The organism is Streptomyces sp. C36, from assembly GCF_040932295.1.
GTDB classification, from domain to species: Bacteria; Actinomycetota; Actinomycetes; order Streptomycetales; family Streptomycetaceae; genus Streptomyces; species Streptomyces triculaminicus.
Window position 1 is genome coordinate 734437 of record NZ_JBFQGI010000001.1, and the last position, 14879, is coordinate 749315.

Here is a 14879-nt window from a genome sequence, read left to right on the forward strand (position 1 = left end):
TTCTTCGTCGCCTTCCCCGTCGCCCTCGGAAACCTCGACGGTCCCGCCCGCGCCCCCTGTCGACGGAAACACCACACCCGTGCCCCCGCCGCCACCTCCGCCCACGGCCACCGGCCCCACCGACGGTCGGAGCCTGGTGCCCGTTCCGCCGGAGACGCCGACCCCTCCAGGGCCGACGTCTCTCAACACCTGAGCGGTCCATGGAGGACCGGCAGCCCACGCCCGGTGAGAAGACGTCGAACCGGTTCACCGAGGCAAGCCCGACGACGGTTGCGAAAACGCTGATCGCACAGGCTTCTTTCGTCGCGGCGCTCCTGTTCTACCTGGGAGCGCTCTACACCAGTCAGTACTACGGTTATTTCCACCTGTCCCTGTTCGCCCTCGGGCTGGGATTCGCCGATCTCGTGATGCGCAGCACGGTGGTACTGAGGACTCCGGTCATGGCGGTCTTCGTCGTCGTGCTGATCGTCGCCGGCCTTCCGCGCAGGCCGACGGGTTCACCGTTGCCCGACCGCTTCGCCCGGTCCTGGTCCGCCGTGGGCGACACGCTGGCGCGCTTCCATCTGGTGGTCGTGGCGGCCGGGCTGGTCCTGCTGATCAATTTTCGACGGGTCGGGCCCTATATCTGGGTCATTCCTCTCGTGATCGCGATCGGCCTCCTGATGGGCCAGACCCGCGACGCGCAGGGCAACCGCCCGCAAGGCCTGCGCCGCAGGACTCTGCCCGCTCTCGCCGCGGGGCTCTGCCTGTTCTGGTCCCTCAGCCTCGTGACCGTGCAACTCGGCGTGCGCGACGCCGAGCGGGACGCCCGCCGGATCACGGAAAGGACGGGCGTGCTCATCCTCAGCGGCAAGCGCTTGAGCCTGCCTTCGCCGACGAGGGAAGAGGACCTCGGAGCCGGGCTGCGCCATCGCTACCGCTACAGCAACCTCCGGCTCGTAGTGGAAGGCCGGGACGGCTATTACGTCGTACCTGTCCACTGGGACCACACCACCGACCCGGTCTACGTGATTCCGCACAGCGAGGACGCCTGGGTCGGACTGGCGCCGGGCGTTCGGCCGGCGTAGCGGAACGACGTTTATCGCAGCGCCGCGGTGACCGCGATCGTCGTGTAGTGCATCGTGAAGTCGCCGCCCATCGCGTCGATCGTGTCCCCGACGCCCGCCTGTACCTCCGCCATCCGGTCCGGCGAGAGCCGGGTGAGGGGGCCGAAGGTGGGCAGCTGGTCCAGCCACGCCTCCTTGGTGTAGGTCCAGTCCCACTCGAACCGCCACTGCTCGGGGCCGGTGAACGCGCCCACCGTACTGATCCCGTCGGCGGCCTTGGTGGACAGGACTTGGTACCCGTCCATGGGCCGCTTCATCGCCTGAAGAGCGAACGGCGAGCCGGGCGTCACCCGCTGATACGCCGTGGAGAAGGCTTCCGCCACGTCGTCCGAAAGGTGGAACGCGTTCCAGAAGGCGGCCAGCAGGCCACCGGGTCGCAGGACCCGCGCGGCCTTGGCCGCGCCGGCGAGCGGGTCTATCCAGTGCCAGGCCTGAGCTGCGACGATCGCGTCGAATCGTCGGTCGGCCGGATCCCAGGCTTCGAACGTGGACACGTCGACCTTGAGTCCGTGCCGCCGCGCCAGGTCGGCCCTCCGTGCGTCGGGCTCGACTCCCAGCACCCGGCAGCCGGCCGCCTGGAACTGCCGGGCGGCTATGCCCGTACCGGAGCCGACGTCGAGAACGTCGAGGACGCCGGGGCCGGGGCCGGCGGCGATGATGCGGTCGATCATGGCTTCGGGGTAGCGAGGGCGGGCCCGGTCGTAGCGTTCGGCGTCCGAGCCGAAGGATTCTGCCGTCCGGCGGTCTCGATGGGGCTCGTTCTCGGAAGGGGCCGGTGGCCCCGACGGTACAGTGGGCATGTGCCCACTATGGTGGGCACATGCCCACTCGTCAACGGACGGGACCGACAAGGAAGATGGGACGCCCGACGTGCCTACAGGAGTGGCTCTGCGTGACGCTCGCGAGCAACTGTTCGACGCCGCCGAGCGTGTCCTGCTCCGGGACGGACCGAGCGCGCTGACCAGCCGGGCGGTCACCACGGAGGCGGGCTGCGCCAAGGGGGTCCTGCACCGGCACTTCGCCGACTTCGACGCCTTCCTCGCCGACCTCGTACGGGACCGCATCGCCCGGCTCGACGACCAGGGCGCCGCCTTGCGGGACTCCGCCGGCACCGGCACCGTCGCCGACAACCTCACCGACGTGCTGACGGCCCTGTTCGGCTCCGTGGCCGTGGCGATCGTCGGTCTCGTCACCTCCCGGGACGAGCTGCGCGCCCGGCTTCGCCGCACCACGCCGACCGGCATCCCCCTGCTGACGGAAGCCGCCGCCGCGATCGCCTCCTACCTCACCGCCGAGCGGGAACGAGGCCGCGTCGCGGCGGACGCCGACGTCGACATGCTCGCGCCCATGCTGATCGGGGCGGTGCACATGCTGTTCGCCGACCGGAAGGGCACTCCGCCGGAGAGCGGAGCCGTCCGTAAGGTGGTGGACGCGGTCATCACCGGCATCGGGTGATGACCGCTTGACTCGGCCATGTGCCACCCAGCGCCGAAGGTGTTCGCGCACCCCCGTCCGCGACCGCGCGGTCGTTCGCCCGATGGGGAACCTTTCTCCCGATACGCGCATCCTGTACGGCAGAACGCACGGCCGCCCGGGCCGCGCACCATGCCCTGGGGGGTCTCGTGCTCTCGTTCACCAGACGTGCCATAACTGCCGTGCTCACCACGTCCGTTCTCGCCGCGGCCGGCATCGCCGCCACCGCCGCGCCGGCCGCCGCCATCCACGGCGGACAGAGCGCCACCGTGGCGGACCACCCGTACGCCATGCTCCTCGAGACGCCGGACGGACGGCAGTCCTGCGGCGGCACGCTCGTGGCCCCCACCAAGGTGCTCACCGCCGCACACTGCGTCCTGGACGACGCCTCCGGTCTCCTGGACCTGACGGTCATCGGCGGGCGCACGGACGTGAAGAGCACCAAGGGGACGGTCCGGCACACCGCCTCCGTCAAGGTCCACCCGAAGTTCGACCGGGGCTCGCTCAGGTACGACGCCGCGGTCATCACGCTCTCCGCGCCGATGCCGTACGCCACGCTGCCGGTGGCGGGGCCCAAGGACTCCGCCCTCTACGCGTTCGGGAAGAGCGCGAAGACCGTGGGTTGGGGACTGACCGCCACGGGCACCCTCGCGACGCGGCTGAAGTCGGCCGTTCTCACCCTGGGGCCGCTCAAGGGCTGCGAGCCGTTCACCGACCCCGGCGACTCCGACGCGACGAGGGTGTGCGGAACCCCGACCGCCGGCACCCGGGACAGCGTCTGCCGCGGTGACTCCGGTGGCCCCCTGGTCGCCGGCGGGAAGGTGATCGGTGTGGTCTCCACCGGGAACAAGTTCTGCGACGACACGTACCCGGTCTCCGTCTACACCAAGGTCGGCGCGGTCGCCGCGGACCTGGGCCTCCCGGTCCGGTGACAGCGGCGGTTCGGCGGGGGAGGTCCGGGCGTGCGGACAGCCGGCCCGGAGCCTCCGTCCCCTCGGGTCCGCTGCGAACATCACGTGAAAATGATCACTGGACGTCACCACCCGCGAGCGACAGGTAGTACACCGGTTCTATTGCCGTAATGGCATCCGCCTTGTCTACCGGAGATGTCCTGTGACCACACTCCCCGTCGATTCCGGCCGGCAACCCGGCCAAGAACCCGGCCGGCAGCCTGGCCGGCGGCCCGGCCGCCGACAGCCGCGTCCCGCACGGCGGTTACGCCTGCTCGCCGATCTGACACCCCTGCGCGACTCGGCGGACTTCCGCCGTTTGTGGTGCGGGCACACGGTGTCGTGGGTGGGCCAGCAGATGACCGCGCTCGCGGTCTCCCTGCAGGTCTACGCGATCACGGGCTCGACGTTCTCGGTCGGCCTGGTCGGCCTGTTCTCGCTGTTCCCGCTGATAGCCGCCGGCCTGTTCGGAGGCGCGGTCGCCGACACGGTCGACCGCCGGACCCTGGGCCTGGCGACCGCGGCGGGCCTGACGGCCCTGTCCGTCGTGCTGGCCACGGTGGCGCTGCTGGACCTGCGGCAGGTGTGGCTGCTCTACACCGTCGTCGCCCTGCAGTCGGTGTGCTTCGCCATGAACAACCCCGCCCGCACCTCGATGATCCCCAGGCTGCTGCCCAAGGAACAACTGCCCGCCGCCAACGCCCTGGCGTCCCTGACGACCAACATCGGCCTCATGGGCGGGCCCGCGATCGGCGGTGCGGTCGTCGGGCTGTGGGGATACCAGGCCGCGTATCTGATCGACGTGGTCGCGTTCTCGGGCTCCCTGTACGCCATGTGGCGGCTCCCGTCGATGCGCCCCGAGCCGGCCGACGGGCAGGCGGTGCGGCGTCGCGCCTCCGTCCGGGACGGCCTGCGCTTCCTCGTCTCCAGACCCAACCTGCGCGTCACGTTCGTCGCCGACCTCGCGGCCATGATCCTCGCCCACCCCAGGGCGCTCTTCCCGGCCGTCGCGGGACTCTGGTACGGCGGGGACACCAAGACGGTCGGCCTGCTGGTCGCGGCCCCGGCCGTCGGCGCGGTGCTGGGCGGGCTGTTCTCCGGCTGGCTCGGCCGTATCCACCGGCACGGCCTGGCCATCCTGATCTCCGTCGCCGCCTGGGGAACGGCCGTCGCCGTCTTCGGGCTGACCCGCGACCTGTGGCTGGGGCTGCTCTTCCTGGCGCTCGCCGGGTGCGCCGACAGCATCTCCGCGATCTTCCGCATGACCATGATGCAGGCGGCCACCCCGGACGACATGCGCGGCCGACTCCAGGGCGTCTTCATCGTGGTGGTCGCGGGCGGGCCGCGGCTCGGCGACTTCGTCGCGGGAACCGCGGCCGACCTGGCCTCACCGTCCTTCGCGGTCGCGGGCGGTGGAGCCGCCTGCGTCGTGGCCGTCGTACTGATCGCCGTCGTATGTCGCCACTTCATCCGCTACGACGCGCGTTCACCGCAGCCGTAGGGTTCCCGGCCCGGGCGGGGGGCGCGCCTCGTCCCCCTTCGTGCGTCGACGCTTCGTACGCCGGGCCGGTCAGTGCACGGGGACGCGGTCGACGTGCGGCTCGGGGGCCGGCGGTCCGGCGTGGTGGCGGCCCTGGGCGCGGCCCGGGCGGACCGGCCACCAGATGCCCCGGCCGAGGATCGCGGCGAGCGCGGGCACCAGCACGATGGAGAGGACGAAGGCGGAGAGCATGATGCCGAGCGCCGTCGCGAAGCCGATCTGCTGGGTGGAGGGGGCCGCGTTGACGGCGAGGCTGCCGAAGGACGCGGCGAGGACGACGCCCGCGGTGGCGATGGCGGGTGCCGTGTGGCGCACGGCGCGGGCGACGGCCGCGCGGGCCGGGCCGGGGCGTTCCATCTCCTCGCGGATGCGGTCGCTGATCAGGATGTTGTAGTCGGTGCCCAGTGCGACGACGAAGAGGAAGAGCACCAGCGGCAGGACGAAGTTGACGCCCGGCTTGTCGAGGAGGTGCTGGAAGACGAGGGCGGAGGCGCCGAGGGTGGCGGCGAACCCGAGGCCGACGGCGATCATGAGAACGGCCGGGGCGAGCAGGCTGCGCAGCAGGACGAGCAGGATGAGGGCGATGAGCACGGCGGCGACCGGAAAGACGATCCTCAGGTCGTGGTCGACGGCGGTGGAGATGTCCGCGAAGATCGCGGCTGTGCCTCCGACATGGGCTTCCAGTCCGGTGGGGGTGTGGCGGGCGACGGTGTCGCGGACGGGCCCGGAGACGAGGTCGCGGGCCGCCTGGCTCTGGGTGTCGGCGGTCAGGTAGAGGTCGATGCGGGCCGCGGTGCGGTCGTCGTTGAGGGCGGTCCCGCCGACCTGCCCGACGCCCTTGAGCCCGGCGAGGGCCTGGGGAAGGGCGCCGAGGGCCTCGGCGGTCAGGGCGCGGCCGTCCTTCGCGGTGACGTAGACGGTGGCCGGGTCGGACACTCCGGCGGGCAGGGCGCGGGATATCTCGGCGGAGGTGGCGGCCGCCGGGGTGTCGTGGGCGCCGGCGGTCTGGCCGAAGTCCATCCGGATGCCGGCCAGTCCGGCCGCCAGGGCGCCGAGCAGGGCGACGGACGCCAGCACGAGGGTGAACGGGCGTCGGGCCACCAGGTCGCCGACGCGCCCGGCCGTGCCGGGGCGGGGCTCGCGCTTGAGGGCGCGGGACGGCCAGAACATCTTGCGCCCGGTGACCGCGAGCAGCGCGGGCATGAAGGTGAGACTGGCCAGCAGCATGACGAGCACCGAGACGGCGATGGCGGGGCCGAGCACGCGGAACTGCCCGAACGTCGCGATGCCGAGGGTGGCGAAGGCGGCCACGATGGTGAGGGCCGCGGAGGTGATCGCCGTTCCGACCCGGGCGCTGACCTCGGCCGCCACGGCGCGCGCGGGCAGGTCGGGGTGGGCTCGCAGCTGTTCGCGGAAGCGGAAGAGGAGGAAGAGGAAGTAGTCGACGCCGATGCCGATCAGCACGACGCTGATCATGCTGGGGGTGGAGGAGTCGAGCGTGATGCCGGTGAGCATCGCGAGGCCGGCCACCGCTCCCGTCGCGGCGCCGCCGATGACGGCGACCGCGAGCAGCGGTACGAAGGCTGCCAGCACGCTGCGGAACACCAGGATGTTGATCAGCACGATCAGGCCCATCATGACGATGCCGACGACCATCTGGGTGGTCTTCTCCGCCTCGTCGGTGTCGACGACGTCGGCCAGGCCGCCGGTGAAGCCGGTGCGCATCCCGGCCTCGGCGAAGTCGGCCTTCGCCCGGTCGCGGAAGGCGCGGTAGAGGTCGTGCATGCCGGGGTCCGTGGAGTTGCCGGTCAGCTGTACGGAGAGCAGTTCGAAGCTCCGGTCGGGCGCGACCATCGCGGGAGCGACCTTGGGCGTCTGGGAGTGGTCCTCGGCCAGGAAGGAGGGCGGCCCGTCCTCCTTGGGCGCGGGCATCGCGACGCGCCGGTGGCCCAGTCGCTCGGCGAGCGCGCCGACGCGGCGGTGGTCGGCTTCCGTGAGGGGCTCGCCGTCGGCGCGGGCGACGAGCACGGTCACCGCGTTGGCGTCGGGCTTCACCCCGAACCGCTCCTCGGCGACCTTGAGCGCGGCGGCCGAGTCGTACGTCGCGGGAAGGAAGTCGCCGCTCTGGGCCTGGGTGACGCGGTAGAGCAGCCCCTGTCCGAGCACGGTCAGGAACAGGCCCAGCACCGTCCAGAGGACGATGACCTTCCATGGGTTGCGGGTGGAGAGCCCGGTGAGGGCGCGGATCACGTTGTCCTCCGGCGGTGGGTGGTGCACCGGGTTCTCCCGGCAGGTGTCCAGCTCATCAGCGCGGAACGCGCGAATCGTCCGAGCGCGGGACGAGAAAGGGCCTGGGAGCGGGGGCCGGGCGGAGCCGCCGACCAGGACCGTGGTCCCAGGCCGTTGTCGACTCACGGGCCGGGGGAGGGGCCGGGAGCCGATGCCAGAATGGATCGTCAAATGACGGCCGTGCCGCACCGGACGTGGTCGGTGGGGCGGCCGAGGGGGAGGACCGTAATGTCGACGACACGCCTTGAAGCCAGGGCTCCGGGAGGTTCCCCGGGCTCAGGGACTTCCGGGGCTTCGGAAGCCTCCGCAGGATTCCGGGCCGTGCCGAGCGGCGACGCGCTGCCGTGGACGCGTAGCGACACATCGCCCTGGACGCGCAACGACGCGCTGGTCGCGGTCGGGGCGGCGGTCGTGGACCTGATCGGCTTCACGCTCACCAGCCAGGTCGACCTGGGATACGTCCCGGCGGTCGGCTGCGTGCTCCTGATGGTCTCCGCGCTGCCGCTGGTGGCCCGGCGCCGCGCCCCGGTGCCGACGCTCGCGGCCGTCCTGCTGCTCGGCCTCGTGCTGAACCTGAGCGTCCCGGTCGCGCAGCATTTCAACGCCACGGTCGTGGTCGCGCTCTACACGGTCGTACGGACCCGGGGCGCGGCCGTGGCGGTGCCGGCGTCGCTCGTCGCCGTGACGCTGCCGCTGGTGGGGCAGACGTCGTGGCCGCGGCCGAGGCTCGTGGACGTGGCGGGCGACGTGTCCGCCGGAGCGCTCGTGGTCATCGCCGCGATCGTGATGAACCACTGGCAGCGGGACATCGAGGCCAACCGCCGGATGCTCGCCGACCGGGCGGTGGCCGACGAACGACGGCGCATCGCACGGGAGTTGCACGACATCGTGGCGCACCACATCACCACCATGCAGCTGATGGCCGGGGGCGCCCGGGCCAACCTCAGCGGTGACCCGGAGGTGGTCAGGGAGGCGCTGGTCACCCTCGAGGGATCCGGGCGGATGGCGCTGCGCGAGATGCGTCAGCTGCTGGACGTCCTGCGGGCCGGTGACGAGGCCGAGGAGGCGCCGACCGCCCCGCAGCCGGGCGTCGGCGACCTCGAGCGGCTCGTCGCCGAGTCCTGCCGGGCCGGGTTGCCCACCGCGCTCGAGGTGCGGGGCGAAGAACGTCCGCTGCCGCCGAGCGTGGGCCTGACGGTGTTCCGCGTCGTGCAGGAGGCGCTGACGAACGCGCGCAAGTACGCGGGCGAGGCCGAGGCGTCCGTACGGCTGACGTACGAGCCGGACGGCGTTGCGGTGGAGGTGTCGGACGACGGCGCCGGCGTGAGCACGGCCTTCGGGTCGGGCTCCGGTTACGGCCTGGTCGGGATGCGGGAGCGGGCCGTGCTGCACGGCGGGACGCTGGAGGCCGGTCCGCTGGACCGGGGCGGGTTCAGGGTGTCGGCCCGGCTGCCGCTGACGGCCGACGAACGGCTGCCGCGGGAGACCGGTATGGGGGCGCTGCGATGAAGGGGACGACGAACGCCGCGATGGGAGAGGCGATGCGCGGGGGTGTGATCAGAGTGCTGATCGCGGACGACCAGCCGCTCGTGCGGCGCGGGCTGGCGCTGATCCTCGCGCCCGACCCGGCCTTCGAGGTGGTGGGCGAGGCCGGTGACGGCGCCGAGGCCGTGGCCCTCGCGCACCGGCTGCGGCCCGACGTCGTCGTGATGGACATCCGGATGCCGGTGCTGGACGGGGTCGCCGCGACCGGGCAGCTCGCACGGGAGCTGCCCGGCTGCCGGGTGCTGGCGTTGAGCACCTTCGACATGGACGAGTACGTGGTGGCCGCACTGCGGGCGGGCGCCTACGGCTTCCTGCCCAAGGACGTCTCGCCCGAGGAACTGGTCGCCGCCGTCCGCGTGGTGCACACCGGGGAGGCCGCCGTCGCGCCCCGGCTGCTGACCAGGTTGATCTCCACGTACGTCAGGACCCCGCACCGGCCGCGGCCGCCCGTCGCGCTCGCGGGCGACCTCACGCCGCGCGAGCAGGAGGTGTGGCGGCTGATGGCCACGGGGCTCGACAACGCGGAGGTCGCGGGGGAGATGGACATCAGCGTGTCGACCGTGAAGAACCACATCACCAGCGTCTTCGCGAAGCTCGGCGTCCGTGACCGGGCCCAGGCGGTGATCGCCGCGTACGAGACGGGGCTGGTCGAGGTGGGCGCACAGGGGTAGCGATCCCGGGCGGGCGCCACGACCCCGCTGTGTGTGTAACAGGAATGTATTAGAGGGTGGTTGGGTGGAACGCTTCGCCGGGCCGGGTGCATCTTGGTGATCAGAAACGCTCGCTCGTGCGAATTCGTACCGAGCGGTCGGCACCCCCAACCGATATTGAGGCAGAAGCGATGCGCGTTCACAAGCTCACTTTCGCAACCCTGGCCGTTGCCGCCGGTCTCTTGCTCACGGCCTGTCAGAGCGACGACGACGGTGCGGGAAAGAGCTCCCCGTCGTCCGCATCCTCCGCGTCTTCCACGGGCGGCGGTTCGGGTTCGGGTGGTGAGGGCTCGGGCGGTTCGGGCTCGGGCGGTTCGGGTCAGGGCGGCGGGAAGGACTCCGCCGGGAAGAGCCCCGCCGGGAAGAGCTCCGGCGGGCAGGGCACGGCCGCCGGGACCGGCTCCAAGGAGAGCGGCAAGGCCGCCAAGTGCCGCACCGACGAGCTGGAGATCACGGCGAAGGACCGCACCATCGACGGTGACACCGATGCCACCGTCGTGGTGGAGATGAAGAACCGCGGCGGCCACAGCTGCACGGTCTCCGGGTACGCGGGTGTCGACCTGAAGACCAACGCGGGGTCGCTGTCCGCGAAGCGCACTGGTGAGCAGGCCCCCTCGACCATCCTCAAGGACGGGCAGTCGACGTTCTTCGGCATCAACTACCCGTTCAACACCTCGGGTGGCTCCGGCGTCCGCATCACGGGGCTGCTGGTGACCCCGCCGGGCGAGACGAAGACGGTCTCCCTCTCCTGGCCGGGCGCCGCCACGTTGCCCGTCACGGACGGCTCCGGCTCCCCGGTGAAGGTCGGCCCGATCGGAAGCGCCGGTCAGGGCGGCTGATCCGCACGCCCTCCGGGGATGGCGTCATGTGATCTGCCGGGCACGCCTCAGGAGACGCCGACCGACGCCGTGGTGATGACCTCGTCCAGGACGTCGCGGGACCGGATCAGATCGGTGATCAGTCGGTTGATACGGTCCCGTTCCGAGGCGAGCTCCACGACCAGCTGCTCGGTGGCGGCCTCGGACGGGCCGCCGTCCGTGTCCCGCATGCAGGGCAGCAGCTGGGCGATCTTCTTGCTGTTGAGCCCCGCCGCGTAGAGCGCCTGGACGCGGATGACCCGGTCGACCGCCCACTCGCCGTACTGCCGCTGACCGCCCGGAGTGCGCTCGGCCTTCAGCAGACCCTGCGTCTCGTAGTAGCGCAGCGAACGCTCGCTCACTCCGCTGCGTCGCGCCAGTTCGCCGATCCGCATTCCCCACCTCGCCTGCCGCTGCCGTCGCCTCGCCGCTACGGGACTTGAACCTGACACTGATGTCAACTCCTACGGTACCGGCATGACGAACACACCAGCACCGTCCCGCCTCTTCGACCCCGCCCGCCTCGGCCCCCTGGACCTGCCCAACCGCCTGGTGATGGCGCCGTTGACCCGCAACCGCGCCGGCGCCGACGGCGTCCCGCAGCCCATCATGGCCACGTACTACGCACAACGCGCCTCCGCGGGACTGATCATCGCCGAGGCCGCCACACCGAACGCCGTGGGGCAGACGTACCCCAACATCCCCGCGATCCACAACGAGGCGCACGTGGCCGGATGGCGGCAGGTCACCGACGCGGTGGCGGCCAAGGGCGGCCGGATGTTCCTGCAGCTGCAGCACGGCGGCCGGGTCGGGCATCCCGACAACAGCGGACTGATGCCGGTCGCGCCGTCGCCGGTGCCGCTCCCGGAGACGATCCACACGCCCGCCGGGCGCCAGGAGGCCGTCGTACCGCGGGAGATGACCCAGGACGACATCCGGTCGACCGTCGCCGATTTCGCCGCGGCCGCCCGCAACGCCGTCGACGCCGGCTTCGCCGGAGTGGAGGTGCACGCCGCCAACGGCCATCTCCTGCACCAGTTCATGGCGCGCAACACCAACCACCGCACCGACGCCTACGGCGGCTCGGTCGCCGGCCGCATCCGGTTCGCCGTCGAGGTGGTCCAGGCGGTCGCCGAAGCCATCGGCCCCGAGCGGGTGGGCCTGCGCGTCTCCCCGGGAAACACCGTCAACGGCATCGAGGAAGGCGACACCGAGAGCATCTACCCGGCGCTCGTCGAGGCACTGGCGGACACCGGCCTGGCCTACCTGCACATCGTGTGGGCCGACCCCGACCAGCCTCTCTTCCAGGACCTCCGGAAGGCCTGGCCGGGCACGCTGATCGCCAACCCGGCGCTGGGCTGGGGAGGGCCGATCCCCGCCGACGGCGGCCAACTGGCGGGCGAGCGGCTGCTGGACGCGGGAGCCGACCTGATCGCACTGGGCCGCGCCTTCCTGGCCAACCCCGACCTGGTCGAACGACTGCGGGTCGGCGCACCGCTCAATCAGGTGCGCGACCAGCACATGATGTACGTGGGCGGGGAGACCGGATACACCGACTACCCCACGCTGGCCGCCGACGTCCCGCACGCCGCCCAGGTACTCGAACCCGTCGGATCGTGACCGGGACGAGCCGGGGCGGTCACCCCGTCGGCCGCCCCAACGGCCGCCGTCCCTACGCCCCGCCGCCTCGCACCGCCACCGGTCGCAGCCACAGCAGTAGCGCCGTGGTGGCCGCCAGCAGCGCAACGCACCCGCTGAAGATCAGCCCCGCCTGTCGCAGCCCCAGGGTGACGGCCATGATTCCCACCCCGACCACGGGGATCGAGATCGCCACGTACAGCACCACGAACAACGCGGAGGTGACCTCCGCCCGCCGCTCGGCCGGGCTGTGCTCACCCACCAGGGTGACGCCGGCCCGGAACGAAAGCCCTTGCCCCGAGCCCGCGGTGAGCGCCCCCGCCACCAACAAGAACAACGAGGCCGTGATCAGCGCGGAGGAGATCATCGCCATGCCCCCCACGAGCACCACGCACCCCCACGGCAGCGCCCGGTGCACACCGACCCGCCCCATCAGCAGCTGACCGGCCGTCGACGCCCCGAAGACCGCGAAGACCACGGTGCCGGACACCGCCGGATCGCTCACCCCCACCACCTCGCTCAGGAAGCTCGGCGCCACCGACGTGAACAGACCCAGCGTGGCGAACCCGGCGAAGCCGGCCATGGCCGCCGGCACGAAGGCCGGGCGCACCGACGGCGGCACGCGCAGCCGCCGGGGGCCGCGCGACGTACCGTGCCGGTCCCGCACCGTCTCCGGGATCAGCAGCACGCCGACGACGGCGACCGCCACGAGCACGAGGTCCATGATGAACACCTGCCGGAGCGGGTCCGGAACGTACTGGGCCATCAGGCCGGCGAGCAGTGGTCCGCTGCCCAGCCCGCCCATGTTGGCCGCAGTGGCGATCAGCGTGGCGTGCACGGCCCACCGCCGTGGGGCGAGCTCCACCACGGCGGCCGTCGCGGTTCCCGTGAACAGCCCCGCGGACAGTCCCGAGAGCACCCGGCCCGCGAAGAGCTCCGGCAGCCCGCTCTGGAAGAGGAAGCACACCGCGCTCATCGCCGACAGCACCAGACCGGCCAGCAGCACCGGCCGGCGGCCCACGGAGTCCGACGCCTGCCCCAGCAGGAGCAGCGCCACGATGACACCGACGGCGTACACCGCGAAGATCAGCGTCACCATGAACGAGGAGAAGCCCAGTTCCTGCTGGTACAAGCCGTAGAGCGGCGTGGGCAGCGTGGTGCCGCACATGGCGACGGCGAACGCGTAGGCGGCCACGGCGAACGGCCACCAGCGGTCGGTGCCGTACCGGCCGGGATCGGCGTCGCCCCCTCGACGCGCGGACGCATGGTTGCTCACCGTGACTGCCTATCAGGAACACCCTGGTCACAGCCCACGCCCCGCGCGCGCCCGTGGTCACGACTCATCGGCTGGCCGAAGCCGCGACGGCGAGGACAGCCGTACGGGGCCACCCGCCCGGCCACGGTCACGGTTCACAGGCTCGTCAAGGGTCCGGGACCGGACGTTGGGTCCGTGACGGGGCCGCAGCCTCATGCGGCCGGGGCGCGGGCCCGCCGACGGTGAGAGGGCAACGATTCACTCCTCGGGCAGTGCCCGGTCTGCGAGTCCCGTCATGTCCCCCTCGGATCCGTCCGTAGCCCTCGACCGGAGCATCGGCTCCGGCCTCACCCATTTCCCCCTGCAGGTACGGGCCGGCCACGGCTCGTGGGACGAGCTGGCCGGCATCGCCCGGCGGCTGGACGCCGACCGCTTCCTGCTCGTCCGCGACCCCGGAGTCCCGGAGGCCCACACCGAGCGCGTCCTGCACCACCTCGGCCGGGCCGCCCCCACCCGCCTGGTCCCGGCGTCCGGACCGGACGCCGTCGGGGCCGACGACGTGCCTCCCGACGCCGTGGTCGTCGCTCTCGGCGGTACGAGCGTCCTCGAGGCCGCCGGCCGCCCGGCCGCGCGCACCCGCCGGGGTCCGGTCCTGATGCCGACCACGCTGCCCGCCGTCCTGGACACCGCGCTGTCGCTGGCCGGCCCCGTCGGGCCGCGCCGCGTACCGGTCCTGGTCCGCGCGCAGCTGGAGTTCCTCGACACGCTCGCCCCCGGTGCCGTCCGGCCGGGACTGTACGCCCTGGTCAGGAACGTGCTGTCGGTGTGTCCGGCCGCCTACGACCAGGTCTGCGCGCGGCTGCGCCCGGACGGCCGGTACGACCGGAGCGCGCTGGCCTCGTTCATCGCCCTGTGCGCCGACGCCCGCGCCGCCCTCACCTGCTACGACCCGCTGGAGGACGGCCCGGCCGGGGCGTTCCGGTACGGGCATGTGGTGGCCGACGCCCTGCGCGTACTCGGCGTCGGCGCCCTGCGGTACGGCGACGCCGTCGCCCAGGGCCTGCTGGTGGCCGCCCGGTGCGCCCGCCGGATGGGACTGCTCGACGCGGAGGGGGAGGCCGCCCACCGGGAACTGATCGGGCGCTGGGGCGCTCCCGCCGTACTGCCCCGGCCCGTCACGGCGGAGGACGTCCTGCGGGCCCTGCGGCAGGCGACGACCGGCACCGGCGGCACAGACGCCCCGGACGGCACCGTCGGCATGGTGCTCCTCGAGGCCCTGGGCCGGCCGCACGTGTCCGCCGGCCGCACCGTCACGGCGGTCGGCGAGGACGCGCTGCGGGCCGGGCTGGCGGCGGGGGAGGCGGCGGCGGACGTCCTGGTGCCCCGTCCCGGCGGCCGGGACACGGCCGGGACTCGGTCGGGACCGTCCTCTCATGTGCCCGGGGCGCCGGGACGCCCAGCGTGGTGAGGGACGTTCCGCTCCGGCCCCGACCGGGGCCGCACCTTCTGTGAGGAG

General features: G+C 72.4%; 13 protein-coding genes. 9 read left to right on the forward strand and 4 right to left on the reverse strand.

What is annotated here, in order from left to right:
- Positions 1-200: 200 nt before the first annotated feature.
- Positions 201-1067, forward strand: coding sequence for a hypothetical protein (locus AB4K12_RS03230; protein ID WP_368432692.1), 867 nt, complete (start codon positions 201-203; stop codon positions 1065-1067).
- Positions 1068-1078: 11 nt separating this feature from the next.
- Here the strand turns inward: AB4K12_RS03230 and AB4K12_RS03235 are convergent, their stop codons facing one another.
- Positions 1079-1906, reverse strand: a complete 828-nt coding sequence (locus AB4K12_RS03235) for a class I SAM-dependent methyltransferase (protein WP_368432693.1) — start codon at positions 1904-1906, stop codon at positions 1079-1081.
- A gap of 70 nt (positions 1907-1976) precedes the next feature.
- Between AB4K12_RS03235 and AB4K12_RS03240 the strand changes: the two genes are divergently transcribed.
- From AB4K12_RS03240 to AB4K12_RS03250, 3 genes are all read left to right on the forward strand, one after another.
- Positions 1977-2561 (forward strand): TetR/AcrR family transcriptional regulator, encoded by a 585-nt coding sequence (locus AB4K12_RS03240; protein WP_368432694.1) that lies wholly within the window; start codon positions 1977-1979, stop codon positions 2559-2561.
- A 200-nt stretch (positions 2562-2761) separates the two neighbouring features.
- Positions 2762-3511: a trypsin-like serine protease gene (locus AB4K12_RS03245; protein ID WP_368432695.1), complete on the forward strand. Its 750-nt coding sequence runs from the start codon at positions 2762-2764 to the stop codon at positions 3509-3511.
- 289 nt (positions 3512-3800) lie between these two features.
- Positions 3801-5030 (forward strand): MFS transporter, encoded by a 1230-nt coding sequence (locus AB4K12_RS03250; RefSeq protein WP_368433137.1) that lies wholly within the window; start codon positions 3801-3803, stop codon positions 5028-5030.
- A 69-nt stretch (positions 5031-5099) separates the two neighbouring features.
- Here AB4K12_RS03250 and AB4K12_RS03255 read toward each other — a convergent pair whose 3' ends face one another.
- On the reverse strand, positions 5100-7346 hold the full coding sequence (locus tag AB4K12_RS03255; RefSeq protein WP_368432696.1) for an MMPL family transporter: 2247 nt from the start codon (positions 7344-7346) through the stop codon (positions 5100-5102).
- 333 nt (positions 7347-7679) lie between these two features.
- On the opposite strand from AB4K12_RS03255, the gene AB4K12_RS03260 reads away from it, so the two are divergent.
- The 3 genes from AB4K12_RS03260 to AB4K12_RS03270 all read left to right on the forward strand — a co-directional run bounded on the left by AB4K12_RS03260 (position 7680) and on the right by AB4K12_RS03270 (position 10452).
- A complete protein-coding gene (locus tag AB4K12_RS03260; RefSeq protein WP_368432697.1) occupies positions 7680-8867 on the forward strand; it encodes a sensor histidine kinase in 1188 nt (395 codons plus the stop codon).
- Positions 8864-9574 (forward strand): response regulator, encoded by a 711-nt coding sequence (locus AB4K12_RS03265; RefSeq protein ID WP_368432698.1) that lies wholly within the window; start codon positions 8864-8866, stop codon positions 9572-9574. The genes AB4K12_RS03260 and AB4K12_RS03265 overlap by 4 nt, the downstream gene beginning before the upstream one ends.
- A 170-nt stretch (positions 9575-9744) precedes the next feature.
- On the forward strand, positions 9745-10452 hold the full coding sequence (locus tag AB4K12_RS03270; RefSeq protein ID WP_368432699.1) for a DUF4232 domain-containing protein: 708 nt from the start codon (positions 9745-9747) through the stop codon (positions 10450-10452).
- A 47-nt stretch (positions 10453-10499) separates the two neighbouring features.
- Here the strand turns inward: AB4K12_RS03270 and AB4K12_RS03275 are convergent, their stop codons facing one another.
- The gene (locus AB4K12_RS03275) at positions 10500-10865 is read right to left on the reverse strand and encodes a MerR family transcriptional regulator (RefSeq protein ID WP_368432700.1); all 366 of its coding nucleotides are present in this window, start codon (positions 10863-10865) and stop codon (positions 10500-10502) included.
- Between the two features lie 82 nt (positions 10866-10947).
- Here AB4K12_RS03275 and AB4K12_RS03280 point away from each other — a divergent pair, with 82 nt between their 5' ends.
- Complete coding sequence (locus AB4K12_RS03280) at positions 10948-12090, forward strand: alkene reductase (protein WP_368432701.1); 1143 nt, start codon at positions 10948-10950, stop codon at positions 12088-12090.
- Positions 12091-12142: 52 nt separating this feature from the next.
- Here the strand turns inward: AB4K12_RS03280 and AB4K12_RS03285 are convergent, their stop codons facing one another.
- Positions 12143-13303, reverse strand: a complete 1161-nt coding sequence (locus AB4K12_RS03285; protein WP_368433138.1) for an MFS transporter — start codon at positions 13301-13303, stop codon at positions 12143-12145.
- Between the two features lie 355 nt (positions 13304-13658).
- On the opposite strand from AB4K12_RS03285, the gene AB4K12_RS03290 reads away from it, so the two are divergent.
- Positions 13659-14831, forward strand: coding sequence for a hypothetical protein (locus tag AB4K12_RS03290; protein ID WP_368432702.1), 1173 nt, complete (start codon positions 13659-13661; stop codon positions 14829-14831).
- The last annotated feature ends 48 nt before the right edge of the window (positions 14832-14879 follow it).